The organism is Aeromonas mytilicola subsp. aquatica, from assembly GCF_044336385.1.
GTDB classification, from domain to species: Bacteria; Pseudomonadota; Gammaproteobacteria; order Enterobacterales; family Aeromonadaceae; genus Aeromonas; species Aeromonas rivipollensis.
Genome location: NZ_CP172298.1, coordinates 3650280 through 3672220 on the forward strand (window position 1 = coordinate 3650280; position 21941 = coordinate 3672220).

General features: G+C 64.6%; 18 protein-coding genes. 3 read left to right on the forward strand and 15 right to left on the reverse strand.

Going from position 1 to position 21941, the window contains the following annotated elements; genetic code table 11:
• Positions 1 to 364: 364 nt before the first annotated feature.
• From nirD to ACFWHB_RS16740, 8 genes are all read right to left on the reverse strand, one after another.
• Positions 365 to 724, reverse strand: coding sequence for a nitrite reductase small subunit NirD (gene nirD / locus ACFWHB_RS16705; RefSeq protein WP_256685218.1), 360 nt, complete (start codon positions 722 to 724; stop codon positions 365 to 367).
• The gene (nirB, locus tag ACFWHB_RS16710; protein WP_395948885.1) at positions 721 to 3294 is read right to left on the reverse strand and encodes a nitrite reductase large subunit NirB; all 2574 of its coding nucleotides are present in this window, start codon (positions 3292 to 3294) and stop codon (positions 721 to 723) included. The genes nirD and nirB overlap by 4 nt, the downstream gene beginning before the upstream one ends.
• Positions 3295 to 3320: 26 nt before the next feature.
• On the reverse strand, positions 3321 to 4142 hold the full coding sequence (locus ACFWHB_RS16715; protein ID WP_139745503.1) for an ABC transporter ATP-binding protein: 822 nt from the start codon (positions 4140 to 4142) through the stop codon (positions 3321 to 3323).
• Between the two features lie 81 nt (positions 4143 to 4223).
• Positions 4224 to 5183 (reverse strand): ABC transporter permease, encoded by a 960-nt coding sequence (locus tag ACFWHB_RS16720; protein ID WP_395948886.1) that lies wholly within the window; start codon positions 5181 to 5183, stop codon positions 4224 to 4226.
• 14 nt (positions 5184 to 5197) lie between these two features.
• Positions 5198 to 6553 (reverse strand): CmpA/NrtA family ABC transporter substrate-binding protein, encoded by a 1356-nt coding sequence (locus ACFWHB_RS16725; protein WP_395948887.1) that lies wholly within the window; start codon positions 6551 to 6553, stop codon positions 5198 to 5200.
• Positions 6554 to 6842: 289 nt separating this feature from the next.
• Entirely contained in the window at positions 6843 to 7424 is a 582-nt protein-coding gene (locus ACFWHB_RS16730) for an ANTAR domain-containing response regulator (protein WP_205642334.1), read from the reverse strand.
• 125 nt (positions 7425 to 7549) lie between these two features.
• Positions 7550 to 8308 carry a uroporphyrinogen-III C-methyltransferase gene (gene cobA / locus ACFWHB_RS16735; RefSeq protein WP_395948888.1) on the reverse strand — a complete coding sequence of 253 codons (759 nt, stop codon included), beginning with the start codon at positions 8306 to 8308 and terminating at the stop codon, positions 7550 to 7552.
• A 29-nt stretch (positions 8309 to 8337) separates the two neighbouring features.
• Positions 8338 to 10962 (reverse strand): nitrate reductase, encoded by a 2625-nt coding sequence (locus tag ACFWHB_RS16740; RefSeq protein WP_395948889.1) that lies wholly within the window; start codon positions 10960 to 10962, stop codon positions 8338 to 8340.
• 312 nt (positions 10963 to 11274) lie between these two features.
• Here ACFWHB_RS16740 and ACFWHB_RS16745 point away from each other — a divergent pair, with 312 nt between their 5' ends.
• The gene (locus ACFWHB_RS16745; protein ID WP_395948890.1) at positions 11275 to 11775 is read left to right on the forward strand and encodes an RNA methyltransferase; all 501 of its coding nucleotides are present in this window, start codon (positions 11275 to 11277) and stop codon (positions 11773 to 11775) included.
• A 34-nt stretch (positions 11776 to 11809) separates the two neighbouring features.
• Here ACFWHB_RS16745 and ACFWHB_RS16750 read toward each other — a convergent pair whose 3' ends face one another.
• Entirely contained in the window at positions 11810 to 12562 is a 753-nt protein-coding gene (locus tag ACFWHB_RS16750; protein ID WP_395948891.1) for a hypothetical protein, read from the reverse strand.
• A gap of 195 nt (positions 12563 to 12757) precedes the next feature.
• Here ACFWHB_RS16750 and ACFWHB_RS16755 point away from each other — a divergent pair, with 195 nt between their 5' ends.
• Positions 12758 to 13189 (forward strand): universal stress protein, encoded by a 432-nt coding sequence (locus ACFWHB_RS16755; protein WP_025325966.1) that lies wholly within the window; start codon positions 12758 to 12760, stop codon positions 13187 to 13189.
• A 57-nt stretch (positions 13190 to 13246) separates the two neighbouring features.
• Here the strand turns inward: ACFWHB_RS16755 and ACFWHB_RS16760 are convergent, their stop codons facing one another.
• From ACFWHB_RS16760 to gpt, 6 genes are all read right to left on the reverse strand, one after another.
• On the reverse strand, positions 13247 to 13882 hold the full coding sequence (locus tag ACFWHB_RS16760; protein WP_025325965.1) for a murein L,D-transpeptidase catalytic domain family protein: 636 nt from the start codon (positions 13880 to 13882) through the stop codon (positions 13247 to 13249).
• Between the two features lie 150 nt (positions 13883 to 14032).
• Positions 14033 to 15286 carry a glutamate-5-semialdehyde dehydrogenase gene (locus ACFWHB_RS16765; protein WP_234691225.1) on the reverse strand — a complete coding sequence of 418 codons (1254 nt, stop codon included), beginning with the start codon at positions 15284 to 15286 and terminating at the stop codon, positions 14033 to 14035.
• 191 nt (positions 15287 to 15477) lie between these two features.
• Positions 15478 to 16581 (reverse strand): glutamate 5-kinase, encoded by a 1104-nt coding sequence (proB, locus tag ACFWHB_RS16770; protein ID WP_106887690.1) that lies wholly within the window; start codon positions 16579 to 16581, stop codon positions 15478 to 15480.
• A 132-nt stretch (positions 16582 to 16713) separates the two neighbouring features.
• Positions 16714 to 17106 (reverse strand): sigma factor-binding protein Crl, encoded by a 393-nt coding sequence (gene crl, locus ACFWHB_RS16775; RefSeq protein ID WP_106887691.1) that lies wholly within the window; start codon positions 17104 to 17106, stop codon positions 16714 to 16716.
• Between the two features lie 62 nt (positions 17107 to 17168).
• Positions 17169 to 18437, reverse strand: a complete 1269-nt coding sequence (gene frsA, locus ACFWHB_RS16780) for an esterase FrsA (RefSeq protein ID WP_163137402.1) — start codon at positions 18435 to 18437, stop codon at positions 17169 to 17171.
• Positions 18438 to 18613: 176 nt separating this feature from the next.
• On the reverse strand, positions 18614 to 19081 hold the full coding sequence (gene gpt, locus ACFWHB_RS16785; RefSeq protein WP_025325960.1) for a xanthine phosphoribosyltransferase: 468 nt from the start codon (positions 19079 to 19081) through the stop codon (positions 18614 to 18616).
• 939 nt (positions 19082 to 20020) lie between these two features.
• Here gpt and ACFWHB_RS16790 point away from each other — a divergent pair.
• Complete coding sequence (locus tag ACFWHB_RS16790) at positions 20021 to 21472, forward strand: aminoacyl-histidine dipeptidase (RefSeq protein WP_395948892.1); 1452 nt, start codon at positions 20021 to 20023, stop codon at positions 21470 to 21472.
• The last annotated feature ends 469 nt before the right edge of the window (positions 21473 to 21941 follow it).

Here is a 21941-nt window from a genome sequence, read left to right on the forward strand (position 1 = left end):
TGCAAGAAATGTCGGGTCAGCCACAAAAAATCACCGGGCAAGCCCGGTGATCCTTCATGGGATATGTGCGGCGCACTCAGCCCAGCCGCGCGACACTCAGGGCTGGATGGTCCAGACAGCGACCGTCCATCAGGGCATAGCGCTGCTTGTAATGTCGGGTCAGCAACAAGAACATCACCGGGCAAGCCCGGTGATCCTTCATGGAATATGTGCGGCGCACTCAGCCCAGCCTCGCGACACTCAGGGCCGGATAGTCCAGACAGCGACCGTCCATCAGGGCATAGCGCTGCTTGTAATGTCGGGTCAGCAACAAGAACATCACCGGGCAAGCCCGGTGATCCTCAATACGATATACACGACCCCCTCAGCCCAGTTGCACCCAGACAGCGCCCTCATCCAGCCGCACCGGCCAACAGGCGACACTCAGGGCAGGATCGTCCAGGCAGCGGCCATCCATCAGGGCGTAGCGCTGCTTGTAGAGCGGCGAGGCGACCACGGGCTCGCCCCCGGCGTCCCCCACCAGGCCGCGCCCCAGCACGGCCACGCCGGCCAGAGGGTCCACCCCGTCCAGGGCATAGACCCGCCCCCCGAGGCGAAACAGCGCCAGCACCCGCCCCTCCAGCCAGGCGCTGCGCCCGGCCTGCTCCGGCAGGGCAGCCAGCTCGCACACCCTATGCCACTGCCCATGCTCGGGGTGCGCTGTGCCTTCCTTGAAATCCTTCATACCACCTCCTTGATACTGATATCCGGCACCCACTGGCCCCGCTCCTCACGGCGCGGCGGCGTCTCGTCCTCGGGCCGGTTGACGAAGGCCTCGAACAGCTTCAGCTTGTCCGGATCCGCCAAGGTGCTCTTCCACTCGCACTGCCAGGTGCCGACTATCTCTCCCATCATGGCCTCCAGCTCGGCCCCTATGCCGAGCCTGTCCTCGATGATCACCGACTTGAGGTAGTCGAGCCCCCCCTCCATGCTCTCCATCCAGACCGAGGTACGCTGCAACCGATCCCCGGTGCGCACGTAGAACATCAGCAACCGGTCTATGTAGCGGATCAGGGTCTGCTCGTCGAGGTCGGTGGCAAACAGATCGGCGTGGCGCGGCCGCATGCCGCCGTTGCCGCACACATAGAGGTTCCAGCCCCGCTCGGTGGCGATGACGCCTATGTCCTTGCTCTGGGCCTCTGCGCACTCCCGGGTGCAGCCGGAGACCGCAAACTTCAGCTTGTGGGGGGCCCGCAGCCCCTTGTAGCGGTGCTCCAGGGTCTGGGTCAGGGTCATGGAGTCCTGCACCCCGTAGCGACACCAGGTCGAACCGACGCAGGACTTCACGGTGCGCACCGACTTGCCGTAGGCCTGGCCAGTCTCGAAGCCCGCCGCCACCAGCTCGCCCCAGATGGCGGGCAGCTGGTCGACCCGGGCACCGAAGAGATCTATGCGCTGGCCACCGGTGATCTTGGTGTAGAGGCCGTACTTGCGCGCCACCTCCCCTATGGTGATGAGGCCGTCCGGGGTGATCTCCCCACCCGGGATGCGCGGCACCACTGAGTAGGTGCCGTCCTTTTGCAGGTTCGCGAGGAAGGCGTCGTTGGTGTCTTGCAGGCCACGGTGGGGCTTCTCCAGCACATGCTCGTTCCAGAGGGACGCCAGTATGGAGGCCACCGTCGGCTTGCAGATGTCGCACCCCAGCCCCTGGCCGTGCTTGTCCCGCAGCGCCTCGAAGCTCTTCAGCTCGCCGACCCGGGCCAGGTGATAGAGCTCCTGGCGGCTGTAGGCGAAGTGCTCGCACAGCCCCTTGTCCGCCTCGACCCCGATCTCGCTCAGGGTCTGCTCCACCACCTGCTTGAGCAGGTTGCCGCAGCCGCCGCAGCCGGTGCCCGCCCTGGTGCAGCTCTTGACCGCCGAAAGCTCGTGGTTGCCCGCCCGAACGGCGGCCACCACCTCCCCCTTGCTGACGTTGTGGCAGGAGCAGAGGATGGCGCTGTCCGGCAGCACCAGGGGCGCGGGGGCAGCCCCCACCTCCCCCACCAGCAGGGAGAGCGGCGGCTGGGGCAGCGCCACCCCGTTCTGGTAGTACTGCAGCAACCGCTCATAATCGGTTCCGTCCCCCACCAGGATGGCGCCGAGCAGCCGATTGCCCTCGCCGTCGGTCACCAGCTTCTTGTAGATGCCCTTGACCCTGTCCAGCAGCAGCAGCTCCTGGGCCCCGGCGGTGCTGGCGTGGGCGTCGCCGATGGAGCCCACGTCCACCCCCATCAGCTTGAGCTTGGTGGACATGTCGGCCCCCACGAAGCGGCTCTCGCCGCCACACAGGCTGGCCACGGCGGCCCGGGCCATCTGGTAGCCGGGGGCCACCAGGCCGAAGATGCGCCCCTGCCAGAGCGCGCACTCGCCGATGGCGAGGATGGCGGGATCCGAGCTGTGGCAGCCGTCGTCGATGCAGATGCCGCCGCGCTCCCCGACCTCCAACCCTGATTGACGGGCCAGGGCGTCGGCGGGGCGTATGCCGGCGGAGAACAGCAGCACGTCGGTCTCAAGATGAGAGCCGTCCTTGAAGCGCAGGCGGTGGCGAGCCTGCTCCCCCTGCTCTATGCACTCTGTGGCCTTCTCCACCAGCACCTCGACCCCGAGGGCCTGAATTTTGTCTCGCAGCACGGCGCCGCCGCTCTCGTCGAGCTGCACCGGCATCAGCCGCGGGGCGAACTCCACCACCTGGGTCTTGAGACCGAGCAGGCGCAGGGCGTTGGCCGCCTCCAGCCCCAGCAGGCCGCCGCCGATCACCACGCCGCTGCGGGCCTGGGCGCAAGCATCGCGGATGGCGGCGAGATCCCCCAGGGTGCGGTAGACGAAGCACCCCTCCCGCTGGTGGCCGGGGATGGGGGGCACGAAGGGCACTGAGCCGGTCGCCAGCACCAGACGGTCGTAAGGGAACTGCTCGCCGTTGGCCAGCGTCAGGGTGCGGGCGGCTCTGTCGAGCACCTCCACCCCGGCCCCCAGCCGCAGTTCGACCCCCTGCGCCTCATACCAGGCGGGATCCGCCATGCGCAGCGCCTCCGGGGCCTTGCCGCCGAACACCTCGGAGAGGTGCACCCTGTCGTAGGCGGAGTCCGGCTCGGCCCCGAATACGGTCACCTCGAAGCGCGCCAACCCGCCGGCCGCCACCAACTGCTCGATAAAGTGGTGACCCACCATGCCGTTGCCCACCACCAGCAGGCGCTGCTTTTCGGTGGATCCGGTGCTCTGGCTATCGATCAGGTCCATGCCGTCGCCTACCACCCACTGTTGCTCTTTGTCAGCCATATCTCTCTTCCTTGAATCCGTTTGGCTCAGGCACGCAGCTTGCTGCGCACTTTCTCGGCCGCCTTGAGGGGGGTCACCTTGCGCTGCTTCTCGTAGAGGAAGCGCAGCACCTGCTGGCGCAGCTTGTGGTAGTGGGGATCGTCCGCCAGGGCGACCCTGTCCCTGGGCCTTGGCAGGTCCACTGTCAGGATCTCCCCGACTGTGGCACTGGGGCCGTTGGTCATCATGCAGATGCGATCGGAGAGCAGCACAGCCTCGTCCACGTCGTGGGTGATCATGATGACGGTGTTGCCAAGCTCCGCCTGAATAGCCATCAGGGCATCCTGCAGATGGGCCCGGGTCAGGGCATCGAGGGCGCCGAACGGCTCGTCCATCAGCAGCACCTTGGGGGAGAGCGACAGCGCCCGGGCGATACCGACCCGCTGTTTCATGCCCCCCGACAGCTCGTGGGGCATCTTCCGGCTGGCGTGGTCCATCTGCACCAGGGAGAGGTAGTAGTCCACCCGCTCCGAAGCCGCCCGCCGGTTCGGCTCAACCTGCCCCACCGCCAGCGCCACGTTCTGCTGGACGCTGAGCCAGGGCAGCAGGGCATGGTTCTGGAACACCATGGCCCGCTCGGGCCCGGGGCCCGCCACCTCGCGGCCATCGAGTATGATGCCGCCGAGGGTCGGCTCCAGCAGTCCGGCCACCAGGTTGAGCACTGTGCTCTTGCCGCAGCCCGAGTGACCTATGAGGGAGACGAACTCCCCCTTCTCGATGCGCAGGTTGACCCGGCTGAGGGCTTCGAAGCTGCCCTGCTCCGTCTCGAACGAGATGCCGACGTCGCTTATCTCCAGATAACTCTTCATTGGCTCTTCTCCTGCCTGAATAGGAATGTGATTAACGCAGTACCTGGCCACTGTTGCCGGGCCTGTGCTGCCTTGGCTGCCCTAGCGCAAGACCTGGCGCTTGTCCCAGGAGAGCCACTGCTGCAGGGCCAGCATGCCCCTGTCCAGGGCGCAGCCGATGAGGCCTATGGTGATCACAGCCACCATGATGCGGGCCAGGGAGGCCGATCCGCCGCTCTGGAACTCGTCCCACACGAACTTGCCGAGCCCCGGGTTCTGGGCCAGCATCTCGGCCGCGATCAGCACCATCCAGGCCACCCCCAAGGAGAGCCGCAGCCCGGTGAAGATCATGGGCAGGGCGCCGGGCAGCACTATGCGCCGCACATGGGTCACGAAAGAGAGCCGCAGCACCCGGCTGACGTTGTGCAGATCCCTGTCCAGCCCCGCCACCCCCACCGCCGTGTTGATCAGGGTCGGCCAGAGGGAGCAGAGGGTCACCGTCAGGGCCGAAGTGAGGAAGGACTTGGCGAGCCAGGGGCTGGGGTTGGCGTAGAGGGCGCTCACCACTAGCGTGATGAGGGGCAGCCAGGCCAGGGGTGACACCGGCTTGAGCAGCTGGATCACCGGATTGGCGGCGCGATAGAGCCCCTGATTCATGCCGAGCAACACCCCGCACGGGATGGCGATCAGGGTCGCCAGCCCAAAGCCGCACAACACTGTGAGCAGGCTGGTGGCTATCTGATCGAAGAAGGTGGGACGCCCTGTGTAGGGGCGCAGCTTCACCTCGGCCGCCGGATCCGCCGCCAGCCTTGCCGCGTTGCGCGCCTGCTGGCGCTCGAGGAAGGCCGCCGCCTTGTCCCGCTCGGCCAGGTGATCCTGGCCCAGGGACCAGAACTGGCTGGCGGTGGCCACCGGCCCAGGCAGGGTGCCCAGACTGGTCTGCACCTGGCTCGCCCCCCACTGCCAGAGGCCGAGGAAGAGCAGCACGCCCAGCAGGGGCTGCACCATGACTTTCCAGTTGACGGCTTTCCAATGGATGAGTGGCCACTTGTGTCGGTTCATTGGGTTCTCCTTGCTCATTGCACCCGCTCATCGCCCTTGAGGCCGATGGCAAACTGCTGCAGATAGGCGTTGGGGTGGCGGCCGTCGTAGATCAGGCCGTCGATGAAGCCATCCTGGGGGCCGCGATAGCCCTGCTCGCTGGCAAAGTCCGGGAAGTCGGTGGCCTTGAGCTTGCCCTCGGCGATCAGCGCCTCAGCGGCCTGGCGATAGACGCCCGGCTGGTAGACGGCCTTGGCCGCCTGCTCGAACCAGGCGTCCGGCTTGGCCTCGGGGATCTGGCCCCAGCGCCGCATCTGGGTCAGATACCAGATGGCGTCCGAGTAGTAGGGGTAGGTAGCGTGGTGGCGGAAGAAGACGTTGAAATCCGGCAGCTGACGCTTGTCCCCCTTGGCGTACTCGAAGGTGCCGGTCATTGAGTTCGCAATCACCTGCTCGTCGGCCCCCACGTACTCGGGTTTGGCCAGCAGCTTGGCCGCCTCGCGCCTGTTGCCGTTTTGCTCCGCATCCAGCCACCAGGCCGCCCGCAGCAGCGCCTTCACCAGCCGGACATGGGTGTTGGGGTGGCGCTCTGCCCACTCCCGGGTGACGCCGAACACCTTCTCCGGGTTGTTGCGCCAGATCTCAAGGTCGGTGATGACGGGCACCCCTATGCCTCTGGCGACCGCCTGCTGGTTCCAGGGCTCCCCCACGCTGTAGCCAGCTATGGTGCCAGCCTCCAGGGTGGCGGGCATCTGGGGTGGCGGCGTCACCGAGAGCAGCACGTCAGCCTGACGCTGGCCCGAGTTGTCGCCAAGCTTGGGCGCGTAGAAGCCGGGGTGCAGGCCGCCCGCCGCCAGCCAGTACCTGAGCTCGTAGTTGTGGGGGGAGACGGGGAACACCATCCCCATGTTGAAGGGCTTGCCCCCCTGACGGTACTCCGCCACCACGGGCTTGAGGGCCGCGGCGCTCACAGGGGGCGGCACCTGGCCCGCCTTCGCCTTGGGCAGCTGGGGGGCCATGGCTGCCCAGACGCTGTTGGCAACCGTGATGGCGTTGCCGTTGAGATCCATGGCAAAAGCCGTCACCAGCTCGGCCTGAGTGCCGATGCCGATGTGGGCCGCCAGGGGCTGGCCCGCCAGCATCTGGGCGCCGTCCAGCTCGCCGTCTATCACCCGATCCAGCAGTATCTTCCAGTTCGCCTGAGCTTCCAGGGTCACGTAGAGCCCCTCGTCCTCGAAGTAGCCCCGCTCGTAGGCCACCGCCAGCGGCGCCATGTCGGTCAGCTTGATGAAGCCGAGCCTCAGCTCCTCCTGCTCCGGAGCCCCCAGCGCCAGCGTCGGCAGTGACAGCAGCGCCAGCAGCAGACCCGCACATCCTTGTCTCTTGTTCATTCGCCTTCCTCGCTCAGATCACAGTCATGGGCGGCCATTCCCCTGCGCCGTTGCAGGGTCGCGGCCAAAAAAAAACCTCACCGATCCGGGATCGGTGAGGCCTCTTTGCCCTGTTGCGAGTGACGGGCCCGTGGGTGCCATCACTCCTTGTCTTCTGGGTAATCCACTTTCCGTGCCAAATTGGCCAAGCCGCCAAAACTGGCCCTATTCCGCCTTTTTCCTCCCGCTTTGCCTTCTCGTTTGCCTCAATTAGGCGCAGTTGCACCAAAACGGTTTGCCAGCGGAGCGCTCAGGCGGGCAGTGCCTGCAGCAGTTGCCGCGCCAGCTCCCCCAGGCTCAGGTGGCGGCTCATGGCGGTGCTGCGCATCAGGCGGTAGGCCTGCTCTTCGTCCAGCCCCTGATGGCGCATCAGGCGCCCCTTGGCCTGCTCGATAAGCCGCCGCTCCTCCAGCTTCTGGCGCAGCTCGCTCTCGGTCTGCATCAGGGCCTGCACCATGGCCAGCTGGCTGCGGGCGAGCCGCAGCCACTGCTCCACCGGCTCCCGCTCGCCGCAAGGGTGGGGTACCAGCAGCACCCCCTGCTGCAACAGGGCGAGCTGGGTGTCGCCCCCGAGCCGCTCGCAGAACAGCAGGCGCGGCAAGCCCGGCCAGAGGGAGAGGCCGAGGCGCACCTCGGCGCCGAACTGGCGGCAACTGACCAGCAGGGCGTCCCCCTGCTCCATCGGGGTCAGCAGCTGGCGGGTGTCGAGTATCCTGGGCTGATGGCCGTAGTGGCTCACCAGCAGGGCCAGGCGATTGGCCTGACCCGGATCATCGGCGTGGATCAGCAGGCGGGAGGGGGGGCCATCCTGGCCCCGGGGAAGAGTAGTCATGGCGCTCCTTGCCAACGGCTATCGCAACGTGTCTGCTGAACATGCCGCAACATGAAGGCCAACTATTTGAATCTACCTCCTTTTTATCTATCCAGAGGTAGTGGGGGTAGAGGGGAAACCCCGGCTCAGGCCACCCGCTCCATGGTCTGGTTCAGCAGGGCCTGCAGCTCGGCGCCCAGGTTCACCACCTCCCCCATGATCATCAGCACTGGGCTCTGGCCGAGCAGGGCACGGGCGGCCTGCTCCAGCCCCTCCAGCCGGGCGTGATGGACCTGCTGGCGCGCACTGCACCCGGCCACCACCAGGGCCACCGGCAGATCCCCGGATGCCCCTGCCGCCAGCAGCCCCTGCCGGATCTGGGCCGCCCGCTCCAGCCCCATGTAGAACACCAGGGTGTGGCCGGCCCGGGCCAGCCCCTGCCAGCCTCTATAGTCCCCCTCGTCCATCAGGTGGCCCGTCACCAGGGTCAGGGAGCGCGCCAGTCCCCTGTGGGTCAGGGGGATCAGGGTGCTGGCGGCGCAGCCCAGGGCCGCCGTGATGCCGGGCACCAGCTCGGCCTCTATGCCGTGGCGGGCCAGGTGCAGCGCCTCCTCCCCGCCCCGGCCGAACACCAGGGGATCCCCCCCCTTGAGACGCACCACCCGCTTGCCGGTGCGAGCCAGGGCCAGCAGCAAGGCGTTGATCTCCTCCTGGGTGGGGCTCGGCTCACCGCAGCGCTTGCCCACATCGAAGCGGGCCGCCCCCTGGGGAATGCGGGCCAGGATCTCGCTCCCCACCAGGCGGTCATAGACCACCACCTCAGCCGCCTCTATGCGGTGCAGGGCGCGCAGGGTCAACAATTCGAGGGGCCCTGGGCCCGCTCCCACCAGACTGATTTGGCTCATCTCACACTCCTTGTGTTGCTGCCCAGGGCTCAGGCCTGGGCGATAAAAACATGCTTGATCAACAGCTTGTCGATCTCGGGCAGACAGGTACCGCAGTTGCTGCCGCAGCCGAGCAGAGCCTGCAGCCCCGCCAGCTCGCTCACCCCCTGCCGGGTGATGGCATCGACGATGCGCTGCTCCGACACCCGCAGGCAGGAGCAGACCAGCCGGCTCTCCCCGGCCAGGGCCAGGCTCAGGGTCTGGCTCAGGGCCCCCGCCTGCAGCGGCGTACCGAGCAGGCTGGCCAGCAGATCGACCTTGATGTCAGGGCGCTGCTCCCCCACCAGCAATATGCCCTCGATGCGATCCCCGGCCAGGGCCAGGGCGAGCCAGCCCTCCTTCATGGGCAGCCGCAGCCAGTGCCCCTCTGCCCCCAGCCGCTGCCACAACCCCTGGGGGCTGTCGGACCAGGAGGCCAGCAGGGTGCAGTTGCCCTCGGGCAGGGGGCGCCTGGCCCACCAGTCCACCGGCTCGCGCCACTCATGGCGGCCGCACCAGAGCCCCTGCCAGCGGGTGGCTTGCGCCCTGGCCTGCACCCGCCCCTGTTTGAACATGGGCTGGCCCGAGAGGGGATCCACCACGGCGGCGATGAGACGGTTGACCGCCCCCTGGCTGCACTGGCTGTCGGTCCAGTGCATGGGCAGGAAGGCCTCCCCCTCCCTGAGTCCCTCGTCCAGCCCCACCAGCAGCAGGGCCTCCCCGAGCTCGTTGTAAAGGCGCACCAGATCCCCCTCCCTGACGCCGAGCGCCAGCAGGCTGGCGGCACCCACCCGCACCCTGGGCCAGGGCTCGGCCTCCTGCAACCTGGGCACGTGACCGGTGCGGGTCATGGTGTGCCACTGATCCCGCAGCCGCCCGCTGTTGAGGAGCAGGGAGAGATCCTCCCCCGGGGCGGCGGCCTCCGGCTGGGGGGGGAAGTGCTGGGCCAGGGGCAGCAGGCGGGCCCGCCCGTCCGGGGTGGCAAAGCACCCGTCCTCGAACAGACGGGCTCGCCCCTTTGGCCAGTCGGCGTTGACGGGCCAGCTCAGGGGGGCGAGTGCCTCGAACTCGGCGCGGCTAAGATCCGCCAGCCCCGAGATGTCGAACTGGCGGGCCCCTTCGTTCTCGAAGCCGGAGAGGGCGGCGTGCTCACAGAAGATCTCGTGCTCGTGCTCATAGGCGAACCCCTCGCCAAAGCCGAGCCGGCGGGCGAGCTGGGTCAGGGCCCACCAGTCTGGCCTGGCCTCCCCAGGCAGGGGCAGGAAGGCGCGCTGGCGGCTGATGGTGCGCTCGGAGTTGGTGACTGTGCCGCTCTTCTCCCCCCAGGCGGCGGCGGGCAGCAGCAGGTGGGCGAGGCGCGCCGTGTCGGTATTGGCCGTCACCTCGGAGACCACCAGCAGCTCGCAGCGGCTCAGGGCTTCGCGCACCCGGTTGCCGTCCGGCAGGGAGACCGCCGGGTTGGTGCCGAGCACCCAGAGGGCACGGATCTCCCCCCGGTGCACCGCCTCGAACAAGGCCACCGCCTTGTGCCCAGGCCCGCGCACCATGGTCGGGCTTCCCCAGAAGCGCTGCACCCGATCGCACTCGGCCTCGCCAAAGCCCATGTGGGCGGCGAGCTGGGTCGCCAGGCCGCCCACCTCGCGCCCCCCCATGGCATTGGGTTGCCCCGTCATGGAGAAGGGGGCAGCCCCCGGCTTGCCGATGCGGCCGCACAGCAAGTGGGCGTTGATGATGGCGTTGGCCTTGTCCACCCCCTGGTTGGACTGGTTGATCCCCTGGCAGAACAGGGTGACAGTCCTGGGGGTGCGAGCAAACAGCTGGTAGAAGCCAAGCAAGTCGCTGCGGGAGAGGCCGCAACTGCGGGCCACCTCGTCCAGTTGCCAGGCCGGATCGTCCAGCGCCACCGCCAGTGCCTCGAAGCCGCTCACATGCTGCGCCACATAGGCCTTGTCCCAGCCGTCGCTGTCGAGCAGATAACGGCACAGGCCGTTCCACAGCGCCACGTCGCTGCCGGGCTTGAGGGCCAGATGCAGATCCCCCTGCTCCGCCGTCATGGTGCGGCGGGGATCCAGCACCACCAGCCTTAGCTCGGGGCGGCGCGCCCGCGCCTGCTGCAGGCGGCGAAACAGCACAGGGTGGGTCCAGGCGGTATTGGCGCCGGTGAGCACCACCAGATCCGCGAGCTCCAGATCCTCGTAGCAGGCGGGCACCAGATCCTCCCCGAAGGCGCGCTGATGGGCCACCACAGCCGACGACATGCAGAGCCGGGAGTTGGTGTCCACGTTGGCGCTGCCCAGATACCCCTTCATCAGCTTGTTGGCGACGTAGTAATCCTCTGTGGTGAGCTGGCCCGACAGGTAGATGCCGATGGCTTGCGGCCCGGACTGGGCCATGATGGCGGCAAGGCGATCCGCCAGGGTATCGAGGGCCTCCTCCCAACCGATGCGCTGCCCCATCCAGCGCGGATAGAGCAGACGGTCGGGGAAAGCCAGGCTCTCCAGCAGGCTGGCCCCCTTGACGCAGAGGGCGCCCGCGTTGGCCGGATGCTGTTCATCCCCCTGCAGCTGCCAGCTCTCCCCCTCCCGGCTGAGCCGGATGCCACACCCCACTCCACAATAGGCACAGGTGGTCTTCATTCCCTCGCTCCTTGTCGCCGGCGGCCCCGGGGGCCGCCTCCTTGTCCTGTTCGATGACGGCCACATAAAAAAGCGTCCGCCCCCCTGCGGGGACGGACGCCGTTGTCCGGATGCCTCGATCATCTTGTCTGGGGAAGTGACTGCAAAGCCCGCGCCAGGATGCAAGGTGCGTCGCCATTGGGCGCCAGGGCGCAGGGCTGCGCCAGGGCGGTGCAACTGCTCCCTTGTTGGGCCCGCCGGGCGGGAGTCGGCACCACAGGCTGGGCAAGGGGCCCACCGGGGGTATAATGCGCCGCCACAGAGGAGAACGAGATGAAAGAGTCAGGTTACGGCGCCGCAGAGCGGGTCGATGCGCGGCCGGATGCGGCCCCCGAGTATTGCGCCATCGGGCTGGTCAACCCCAAGTCACCGGAGAACGTGGGGGCCGTGATGCGGGCCGCCGGCTGCTACGGGGCAGAAGAGGTCTACTACACGGGTCAACGCTTCGAGCTGGCGCGGCGTTTTGCCACCGACACCAAGCAGATGGTGGAGAAGATCCCCCTGCTCGGGGTCGAGGATCTGCTGGCCTTCGTCCCCGATGGCTGCACCCCTGTGCTGGTGGATCTCATCGAGGGAGCCACCTCGCTGCCGGACTACGAGCACCCCGAGCGGGCCTTCTACATCTTCGGCCCTGAGGATGGCACCCTGGAGCTCGCCCGCTTCGCGGCGGTGAAGGAGGTGGTCTATGTACCGACTCAGGGTTGCATGAACCTCGCTGCCTCGGTCAATGTGATCCTCTACGATCGGCTGGCCAAGAAGCTGAGGGCTGTGTAAGAAGGTGATCAAGGTGGCCGGACCGCAGGCCGCCTCAATCCTGTGATGGCGCCTCCCTGCGCACCCTCGCCTCCTGCTCCCTGATAAAGTCCAGGTAGTCGTCGTAGAGCCGGTTTTCCCGATAGATCCCTGCCAGGGTCCCCTGCCTTATAAGGGTGCGCATGCCCGGATCCCAGAGCCCGTGCAACTGCCTGCCCTTCTCGTTATCGGCGAAGATGGGGTAGGTCGGGATCCAGCGCAGGTGCACCTGTGCCAGCTCGGTCGGGAGGGCCTCCTTGGGGTAGAGGGCGCCGTCGGTCAGGTAGTAGCGGTAGCGCCCCTTGAGCAGCAATTGCAGCGCCATCTCATGGCTGTCTATCTCGTACCAGCGCATCGGCACCGGGATGAACTTGTCGAAGGCCCAGCCCCGCAGCCAGAGCACCTCCTGCGCCTTCAGGCTGTGCTCGCCGTCCCAGTGCGGCAACCAGCGACGCTGCATCACCACATTCACGTTGTCGGCCGAGTCGGGGTAATCGGGCTGATGAGCGCCCTTCACCTCTCCCCGATAGACCCCCATCGCCATGTCCCCCCCCTTCTGCGACACCACCGCCAGCGCCCGCTTGTAAGGGACCAGATGGGGGCGCACCACATACCCCTCGGGCTCGTAGATGGCACGCACTATGTCCAGATAGACCCCTTTGCCATCCTTCTGGCAGAAGCCGGGCCAGTCATCGCAATAGACATCCAGGGTATCGGCCCGCACGGGCCAGATGAGCAGCAGGCAGCAGAACAGAAAAAGACGAACCATGGGTTTCCTCAGTGGTATGACCGTCGGCAGGCACTCAGCGCCAGACGGCCCGTTCAAGCATACTGATAGCATAGAAAGCCAGCCTGCCTGGTTACATTTTTCCCGATTTTGCGAGCGAGTCGAGGGTTATTGCCCCCTCGATCGGTATCATGGATCATAAGATTCATTAGTGACCTAACTGAGGGGAGCCTTCTCATGCCAACCATCAAATCCCTGCTCTGTCCCGTCGATTTTTCCGAGATGTCCAAGGCCGTGCTCGACTACGCCGTCTTCATGGCCCAGAGCCATCAGGCCGAGCTCAAGCTGGTCCACGTGGTGGATCAGCTGCACGGTTTCGACAGCTACAAGATCCTGCACATGACCGCCATCGAGATCACCCATGAGATGGAGCGTCAGGCCAAGAGCCAGCTCAAGGAGCTGGTCGCCAGCCTGCCCATCCCGGCCAAGTTCGAGGTGCGCTTCGGCCGCGCCGCCGACGAGATAGTGATCCAGGCGAAGGAAGACAAGGTGGATCTGCTGGTCATGGGCAGCCACGGTCGCTCCGGCATCAGCCACCTGCTGGTGGGCAGCGTGGCGGAATCCGTGGTGCGTCACGCTCCCTGCCCCGTGCTGGTGGTGCGCAAGTAACCCCAACCCCCGACCGGAAGGACAGCATATGCTGGCCTTTTTGCTCTCTATGCCCCCTCAACCGTGGGCATAGATGACGCTGCCCCCCTTGATGGTGTCTATGATGGCCCTGGACTGCTCTCGCGGCAGGGCCGGGCAACCCCAGCTGCGGCCCAGCTTGTCATATTTTTGCAAATGCCTCGGGCTGGCATAGTCAGCCCCGTGTACCACTATGGCGCGCTTGCGGGCATTGCTGTTCTTGCCGGGGCTCAGGCCGTCCAGGCGCAGGGAGTAGCCGTGCTTGCCCTGATAGGTCTCGGCGGTACGATAGACCCCGAGGGAGCTCTGGCGGGAGTTGAGCTGGTTGGAGAACTGGCGCGCGGCCAGCTCCCCCGAATTGCGACCGTGGCTGACCCAGGTGTGGTAGAGCAGCTTGTGACGCTTCACGTCGATGACGAAGAGGCGGCGCATGGTCGAGGGTTTGCTGTAGTCGATGATGGTGAGTATGGGTTTGCGCTTGTGGCGCACATCTTGATAGCCCTGCAGGGCCTTGCGGAATACCTGCTTGTCCAGCTTACCCGCCAGACCCAGCTGGCGATAGAGATCCTGATCCCAGCTGGCGTGGCCCTGGCTGCTGAAGCAGAGCGCCCCCAGCAGCAGCGGCAACCCCAGCCAGAGGCTGGCCAGCCGCGACATCCAATACTGTCGCTTCATCCTTGAAGTCGCTCCCCTTCCTGAACTGGCGCTCTGAATGACGCCATGTCTCGCTGGATAGTTATATGCAAGCCACTGATAGTGCGCAATAAAAAACCACAAAAATGCCGACCTGAGTCGGCATTGACGGCAATATGTTGACGACCTTGCTCAGGCACGGATCAGGTAGTCCGCCTGACCGACCCATTTGTAGCTGGTCAGCTCGGTCAGCCCCATGGGGCCCCGGGCGTGCAGCATCTGGGTAGAGACAGCGACTTCCGCCCCCAGGCCAAACTGACCACCGTCGGTGAAGCGGGTGGAGGCGTTGACGTAGACAGCCGCAGAGCCGGCGCCGTTGACGAAGCGCTCCGCATTGGCCAGGTCGTTGGTCAGGATGGCATCGGAGTGGCCGGCATTGTGCTCGCGCATGTGGGCCAGCGCCTCGTTGACGTCAGCCACCAGCTTGACCCCCAGGGTCAGCCCCAGCCATTCGGTGTCGAAATCTTCCGCTCCCGCCTCGCACAGGTTGTCGGCCCCTGCCAGCAGTGGCATGGCGTTGGCGGCGCCCACCAGGGTCACCTTGCGCTCGTTCATCAGGGAGACCAGCTGCGGCAGGAAGCGGGCGGCGATCTGCTCGTGGACCAGCAAGGTATCGAGGGCGTTGCAGGCGGAGGGGCGCTGCACCTTGGCGTTGTCGATGACCGCCAGGGAGCGTTCCAGATCGGCGCTCTCGTCCACGAAGATGTGGCTGATGCCAAAGCCGCCGATGATGACGGGGATGGAGCTGTTCTCCTTGCACATCTTGTGCAGCCCGGCACCGCCGCGGGGGATGATCATGTCCACATAGCGATCGAGGCGCAGCAGCTCGCCCACCAGGGCCCGGTCCGGGTTGTCGATGTACTGCACCGCATCCCCAGGCAAGCCCGAGGCTGCCAGCGCGCTCTGGATCACCCGTACCAGCTCCAGATTGGAGTGGAAGGTCTCGCGGCCACCGCGCAAGATGCTGGCGTTGCCGGTCTTGAGGCAGAGGCTGGCGATGTCGATGGTGACGTTGGGGCGCGCCTCGTAGATGACGCCTATGACGCCGATGGGCACCCGGCGGCGGGAGAGGCGCAGGCCGTTCTCCAGCACCCGGCTGTCGATCTCGGCGCCGACCGGATCATCCAGGGAGATCACCTTGCGCACGTCCGCCACTATACCGGCGAGGCGGGCGGGGTTGAGCAGCAGGCGATCCAGCATGGCTTCCGACAAGCCGGCGTCGCGGCCAGCCGCTATATCCTTCTCGTTGGCAGCCAGGATCTGCGCACTGTGCGCCTCCAGTTCATCGGCGATGGCGGCCAGCGCCCGGTTTTTCTGCGCCGTACTGATGGTCGCCAGCTGATAGGCGGCCTCGCGGGCCGCCTGCCCCATTTTCTCCAGACTCATAACGTCATCCTTTTTCTCTTTCATAGGTGTCGCTTACAGCAGCACCATGTCGTCTCTGTGGATGGCCCATGATCCCGTAGCCATGGCCGCAGTCTCTATCGAGCCAGCTGCTTTACAGCAGCACCATGTCGTCTCTGTGGATAGCCCATGATCCCATAGCCATGGCCGCAGTTTCTATCGAGCCAGCTGCTTTACAGCAGCACCATATCGTCTCTGTGAATAGCAACGGCGCCATAGCCGTAACCCAGCACGGCCTCTATCTGATCCGAGTGTAGGCCCCGCAGCTTCTCAAGCTCCAGATGATCGTAACGGCAGATGCCGCGGGCCAGCTCGCTCCCCTGAGGGCCCAGGATCCGCACCACGTCGCCACGGACGAAGTCTCCCTTGACCGCGACTATGCCCTTGGGCAGCAGGCTGGAGCCCTTCTCCTGCATGGCGGCCACGGCCCCCTGATCCACCTGGACTTCCCCATGGGGGGGCGGCCCTGCCAGGATCCAGCTCTTGCGTCCTTCCAGCGGCGAGGCCAGCGCCGGGAACAGGGTCCCCACCCGCTCGCCGGCGGCGAGGCGACCTATCACTTCCGGGATCTGGCCGGTGGCGATCACCACGTTGACCCCGGCGCGGCGCGCCACGTCGGCGGCCTGCAGCTTGGTGGCCATGCCGCCGGTCCCGAGGCCGCTGACGCTGTCACCGGCGAGGGAGCGCAGGGTGTCGTCTATGGTCTGCACCTCTTCGATGAGCTGGGCATCCGGGTTGGTGCGGGGATCCGCGGTAAAGAGCCCCTTCTGGTCGGTGAGCAGGATCAACAGATCTGCATCCGCCAGGATGGCGGCGCGGGCGGAGAGGTTGTCGTTGTCCCCCACCTTGATCTCGGCGGTGGCCACGGCGTCGTTCTCGTTGATGACGGGGATGATGCGATGATCGAGCAGAGTACGCAGGGTGTCGCGGGCATTGAGGTAACGCTCCCTGTCCTCCAGATCGGCGCGGGTCAGCAACATCTGGCCGATGTGCAGCCCGTAGAGGTTGAACAGGTCCTGCCATACCCGGATGAGCTGGGTCTGGCCCACCGCCGCCAGCATCTGCTTGTTGGGCAGAGTCGGCGCCAGCGGAGGGTGCCCCAGGTGCTCACGTCCGGCGGCGATGGCGCCGGAGGTCACCAGAACGACACGGTGTCCGTGTCGATGCAGGGCGGCACATTGCCTGACCAGCTCCACCATGTGGGCACGGTTGAGACGGGCAGATCCCCCGGTGAGCACGCTGGTGCCCAATTTGACGACTATGGTTCTGTTTTCCATGGGAACAAAGGGTTAGAAAAGTAAGGAATCCCTTTATACCCACGGCCCTGTTGCCCTGCAAGGCAATTAAGCCTCACAGCTGTCATGGCAAAGAAGGAGGCCCCGCGGATATGACCGCAGGGCCCGGGCGGATCAGGCCGCCGTCACGTTCAGCTCGGCGGTGACCTGCTTGGCGGGAGACAAGGTGCACTCCAGCAGGGTCAGCTTGGCGCTGATGAGTTTGTAGAAGTGGTTGAGGGTACGCTCGACCTCGGCCTGATGCTTCTTGGGCAGCGGCTTGTTGATCCACTCCCCGTCCGCATTGTAGAAGCCGACCTGATAGTGATAGCTGAAGCTGTGGTCCTCCTGCTCCAGCACCAGCCACCAGCCCCAGAACTCCCGCTTGTCCGGCGCCGGTTTGGCGCTGACGCAGACGGAAAGGCAGTCGAAGCGGTAGCGTCCCTCTTCGCACAGATCCTCGCGCAGATAGGGGCCAATGGCCGCGAATTGCCTCAGCAATCGCTTGTAGGTCACTCTTTCTGACATGCTAACCTCCCTGTTGAACAAGCCATACCATCACATGGTGATGTTACATTTTTAGTTCTATATCATGTACATAAGTGTTTCTTTAGCCAATCTACCGTCTCTTTGAGCGCCTCGTCATACACCTCCAGCAGAGGCTGTTTGTCGAACACCACCGCCTTGCCATTGCGGCTGGCGGAGGCCAGGGCCCGGACATCCTGCTCGGGACAAATGAAGTCACGCTTGTGGCCAATGCTCAAGATGGGCACAGAGGTGCGGCTCCCCAGCAACCCCTGGGTCTTGAGGGAGAAGACCTGGCACTTGGTGCGCAGCAGATCCCACTGGGCGGCATCAGCCCCCAGGCGGTTCGCCAGCCCGTCTCGCATCATGCGCGGACAGCGGGCAAACATCTCCTGATTGGTAAACACCTGATTGATGCCGGCCCCGATGCAGACCACAGTCCTGAGCTTGAAGGGCTCGATGAAGGCGAGGCGCGCCGCCACATTGCCAGCGAGGCGGAACCCCACCATGGCGATGCGCTGATGATCGACCCAGGCCACTTCTGAGAGGTGGTTGAGCACCGCCTGGTGCAGGCGACTGGTGTCCTGCACCAGCGGCCAGTGCTCCGCATAGCCGGTTCCCGGCATGTCCAGCGACAGCATGCCGATACCGTGAGGCTCGAGGCACTTGAAGTAGAAATTGAGGAAGTCGACCTGGAGGGCGTCTATGCCACCGCTGACGATGACCAGGGGCACAGGCCTGTCGGTGGTGGGCAGGTGCAGATAGCCCTGAATGGTCTTGCCCCGGAATGGGACCTGCAGCTCCTTGAGGGGCACCTTGAACAATCTGCCTGCCTCGCGGTAGGCCATGTTGCAGAGCAGCTGGGCCTGATCCGCCAGCTCGTCATTCTTGAGGTGGGGGTAGCTCGCGATGGAGTAGTAGCGCACCGCCTTGAGCAGATTCTTCAACGCCCCGGCGCTATCGCCCTGGCTGACCAGCTCGCGCCCGGCATTGAAATAGCGGCCAGCCAGCTGGCTCCACTCATAGACCCAGTTGCCGGGCACATAGCCCTTGATGGTATCCAGATAGCGCTCGTGGCTGCGCTCCCCCTGACCCATGGCGATGCGGGCAAGAGTCTGCTCCACTTCCACCGGATCCGCCCCCTGCCAGGCCCAGGTCGGCCGGCGCAGCAGGCGGTACCAATGGGGCGACAGGGCGCCGTCGATGAAGCTCTCGGCCAGGGAGCTGTCCTGCTCATCGACCGGGCTGGAGTTGGATATTTCGGAGGTTTCCAATACCTGTTTGACCCGGGTGAACAGCTTTTCCGTCAGGTTGGTATCGTCGTTTGGTTCCAAGATGGTGACTCTTCTGTCTCAAACAATGGTCCATCTTAACCACTTTTCACCGCGGGCAGCCACATCATAAACGCATAAGGCCCCAAACAGGGGCCCTATGAAACCGTCTTGCCATCAGCGCGAGCGAGCCGCCCCACCAAAGTCAGGGGCAGACGGTGCGCCAAGGCAGGCGGCGATTACTCTTCGTCGCAGATCGGGTTGGCAAACTCCAGCGCCATGTCCCAGGGCTGCTCAATCCAGGTGTCCTGCGGGATGGCGACCTCGAAGTCATCCAGCAATTGCTCACCCATGGGCTTGGCGAAGATGGCGATGAACTTGGCCTTGGGATAGAGCTCGCGGATCGCCTTGGCGGTAGTTCCTGTGTCCACCAGATCTTCCACTACCAGCCAGCCTTCACCGTCACCGGCTGTGGTAGCGGCCTTGACGACCACCAGCTCACGCTGGCTGTTGTGGTCATAGCTGGAGATGCAGAGGGTTTCGACGTTGCGAATGCCAAGTTCGCGGGCCATCAGGGCAGCAGGCACCAGGCCACCACGGCTGACCGCGATGATCCCTTTCCACTGGCTGACGGGCAGTTGACGACGGGCCAGACGGCGCGCTTCACGTTGCAGGTTATCCCACGACACATAGAATTTCTTTGGCATGCTATCGATCTCAACGAGTTATAAAGGCAATCACTTAAGACATAAGAGTCCCGGCAGACACACGGGATCCGGTAAATTCTGGCCCCCGTTTCCTGAATTTTGCTTGCACTTTTGCGGCCTCAGGGATGAACCCTCGGCAGCAAAAAGCAGATGCATTGAAAGCAGGACGGGCATGGCTGGCGGCCATCTCGATCTAGACCCAGACCTCAGGCCAGCTGTTGGGCCGGTATGATAGCACCCTTTGCAGATAAAATGACTGGCAAACGTATGCGAAAAACAGGAAAAGTCGGCCATCTCCTGCCCGTTTGGCCTCCCCTCTGGGCTCAGTCCTCATCAACAGGGTGCTCATTCGAAGAGCAAACCTCGAATTTCGGGTAAAAAAATAGCAGGGGGAGGATGGAACCCTCACACACCTGCTGCTTTTCTGCTTTCTCTGTCAGCCCGGCTGACTGCCCGTCTTAACGACGACCGGCGTAGGGGTTCGGATAGTTGAAACCCTGGGTATAGAGAGACTGGGCAAACCAATAGGTTGAATTGCTGCCTGACATAATGAACTCCTGATTGCTTAACAAGTTACGTACCTTTTAATGCGGGTTCAGATCCTTGAACAGACACTCGGTTCCGTGGAGGCGCACTTGCTTTGCTTCGGTTCCCTGGAGGCATTCATTGTCGTCCTGACAAGTGGTTGACCCACGGCGGCTAATTTACCACCCGGCGGCGAAAAGACAATATTTTTGTGATGTGCGTCACGAATTTCATCTTCTGCTGGTAACCACGGGCAAGGCAGTCATGTTCGCCATTCAGGCTCCCTTTATCAGCACAAGCAGACCGCAATTTGCGCAGATCGCTCACATTTTTGTGTGATTGACTGTATTATCGTTACCCTCTTCTGCGGCCCACTGGGCCCTGTCCATTTCCGTGCTGGTAAGGAGTCCCGACGTGGCACAGCTTAGTTCTCTGTCTCCCAAGTTGATTTGGCAATTCTTCGAGCAGATCTGCTCCATTCCCCACCCCTCCAAGCACGAGGCCAAATTGAGCGCCTGGATAGTGCAGTGGGCCCAGGGGGAAGGCCTGGCGGTCAAGCAAGACGCCGTGGGCAACATCATCATCAAAAAGCCGGCCACCCCGGGCATGGAAAACCGCAAGGCCGTGGTGCTGCAGGCCCACATCGACATGGTGCCCCAGGCCAATGCCGACACCCGGCACGACTTCACCCAGGATCCCATCGATGCCTACATCGACGGTGAATGGGTCACCGCCCGTGGCACCACCCTGGGAGCCGACAACGGCATGGGCATGGCAGGCTGTCTGGCCGTGCTGGCCGACAAGACCATCAAGCACGGCCCGCTGGAAGTGCTGCTGACCACGGACGAAGAGACCGGCATGACAGGCGCCTTCGGCCTGGAAGCGGGCTGGCTGGAGGGCGAGATCCTGCTCAACACCGACTCCGAAGAGGATGGCGAAGTCTACATGGGTTGCGCCGGCGGCGTGGATGCCAATATCCGCTTCCCGCTGGAGCAAGTTGCCGCCACCCAGGGTGAAGGGTTCGAGCTGCAGGTGAAGGGGCTGCGGGGCGGTCACTCCGGGGTCGACATTCACCGCGGTCGTGGCAACGCCAACAAGCTGCTGGTGCGCCTGCTCAAGGCCGCCGAGCCGCTGGGGGTGCGTCTGGCCGAGATAAGCGGCGGTACCCTGCGCAACGCCATCCCCCGCGAAGCCCGCGCCACCCTGCTGGTGCCCACCGCCAGCGTCAGCGAGTTCAAGGCCCTGGTTGACCGCTACGCCGGCATCTATCAGAGCGAGCTGGCCGCCACGGAAGCCAACCTGACCGTGCTGCTGAGCGGCCGGGACATGCCCGCCAAGCTGATGAGCGAATCCCTCCAGACCCGCCTGCTGGACGCCCTGATGGCCTGCCCCAACGGCGTCATCCGCATGAGCGATGCCATCCCGGGCGTCACCGAGACCTCCACCAACCTCGGGGTCATCAAGACCCTCGAGGGTGAGGTCTATGTGCAGTGCCTGATCCGCTCCCTCATCGACTCGGGTCGCGAGAGCGTCGAGCAGATGACCCGCTCCCTGTTCAGCCTGGCGGGTGCCAGCTGCGAATTCACCGGCGCCTACCCGGGCTGGGCACCGAACGTGGACTCCCCCGTCATGGCCCTGGTGCGGAGCAGCTACCAGACCCTGTTCGGCGAGATGCCGAACGTCATGGTGATCCACGCCGGTCTCGAGTGCGGTCTGTTCAAGAGCGCCTACCCAGATTGGGACATGGTCTCCTTCGGCCCGACCATACGCGGTGCCCACTCACCGGACGAGCGGGTTCATATCCCGGCGGTCGAGCGCTTCTGGCAACTGCTGGTCCACGTGCTGGAACAGATCCCGGCCAAGTAAGCACGGCCTCCCGAGCCACTCCATGCCCCGCCCAGTGCGGGGCATGTCATTGGGGCTGTGCCCCTCCTTTCTCTGCGTTGCCCCCTTCACTGCCCCTGCCGATCCCCCTTGAAATCGTATCCATAAGCAACCCTGGATTTGAAAACCTTTTCCATGATTTATGTAAATTTACAACACAATAAGTTGATCGAGATCACAAAAGCCTCTAGCATCAAATTGTGACCAAGGTCACAGGAAACAATAATCAACAGAGCGAAGAGGTAAGACTATGTTTGAGAACCTGGCAGTGCTGTTCCACCTGAAGGGTGCATCCAGCAAGAAAGGCACACAAGAGAAAGACACCTATGCGCCTTCGACTCGCAACTACTACTTCCGCTATGGCGCCTGATGTCGCCCGTCCGGAAGTTGAAAATTACGACGTAATAAAACTACAAAAAAACTCAACAATTCACACCACAGCCACCCCCTC

What these genes read in the sequence shown, in the direction of transcription:
- ACFWHB_RS16720 (WP_395948886.1), bottom strand. Translation starts at nt 5,183, where the DNA reads ATGAACCGACACAAGTGGCCACTCATCCATTGGAAAGCCGTCAACTGG.
- nirB (WP_395948885.1), bottom strand. Translation starts at nt 3,294, where the DNA reads ATGGCTGACAAAGAGCAACAGTGGGTGGTAGGCGACGGCATGGACCTG.
- ACFWHB_RS16755 (WP_025325966.1), top strand. Translation starts at nt 12,758, where the DNA reads ATGCCAACCATCAAATCCCTGCTCTGTCCCGTCGATTTTTCCGAGATG.
- nirD (WP_256685218.1), bottom strand. Translation starts at nt 724, where the DNA reads ATGAAGGATTTCAAGGAAGGCACAGCGCACCCCGAGCATGGGCAGTGG.
- ACFWHB_RS16730 (WP_205642334.1), bottom strand. Translation starts at nt 7,424, where the DNA reads ATGACTACTCTTCCCCGGGGCCAGGATGGCCCCCCCTCCCGCCTGCTG.
- ACFWHB_RS16745 (WP_395948890.1), top strand. Translation starts at nt 11,275, where the DNA reads ATGAAAGAGTCAGGTTACGGCGCCGCAGAGCGGGTCGATGCGCGGCCG.
- cobA (WP_395948888.1), bottom strand. Translation starts at nt 8,308, where the DNA reads ATGAGCCAAATCAGTCTGGTGGGAGCGGGCCCAGGGCCCCTCGAATTG.
- ACFWHB_RS16765 (WP_234691225.1), bottom strand. Translation starts at nt 15,286, where the DNA reads ATGAGTCTGGAGAAAATGGGGCAGGCGGCCCGCGAGGCCGCCTATCAG.
- gpt (WP_025325960.1), bottom strand. Translation starts at nt 19,081, where the DNA reads ATGCCAAAGAAATTCTATGTGTCGTGGGATAACCTGCAACGTGAAGCG.
- ACFWHB_RS16740 (WP_395948889.1), bottom strand. Translation starts at nt 10,962, where the DNA reads ATGAAGACCACCTGTGCCTATTGTGGAGTGGGGTGTGGCATCCGGCTC.
- ACFWHB_RS16760 (WP_025325965.1), bottom strand. Translation starts at nt 13,882, where the DNA reads ATGAAGCGACAGTATTGGATGTCGCGGCTGGCCAGCCTCTGGCTGGGG.
- ACFWHB_RS16715 (WP_139745503.1), bottom strand. Translation starts at nt 4,142, where the DNA reads ATGAAGAGTTATCTGGAGATAAGCGACGTCGGCATCTCGTTCGAGACG.
- ACFWHB_RS16750 (WP_395948891.1), bottom strand. Translation starts at nt 12,562, where the DNA reads ATGGTTCGTCTTTTTCTGTTCTGCTGCCTGCTGCTCATCTGGCCCGTG.
- ACFWHB_RS16725 (WP_395948887.1), bottom strand. Translation starts at nt 6,553, where the DNA reads ATGAACAAGAGACAAGGATGTGCGGGTCTGCTGCTGGCGCTGCTGTCA.
- crl (WP_106887691.1), bottom strand. Translation starts at nt 17,106, where the DNA reads ATGTCAGAAAGAGTGACCTACAAGCGATTGCTGAGGCAATTCGCGGCC.
- proB (WP_106887690.1), bottom strand. Translation starts at nt 16,581, where the DNA reads ATGGAAAACAGAACCATAGTCGTCAAATTGGGCACCAGCGTGCTCACC.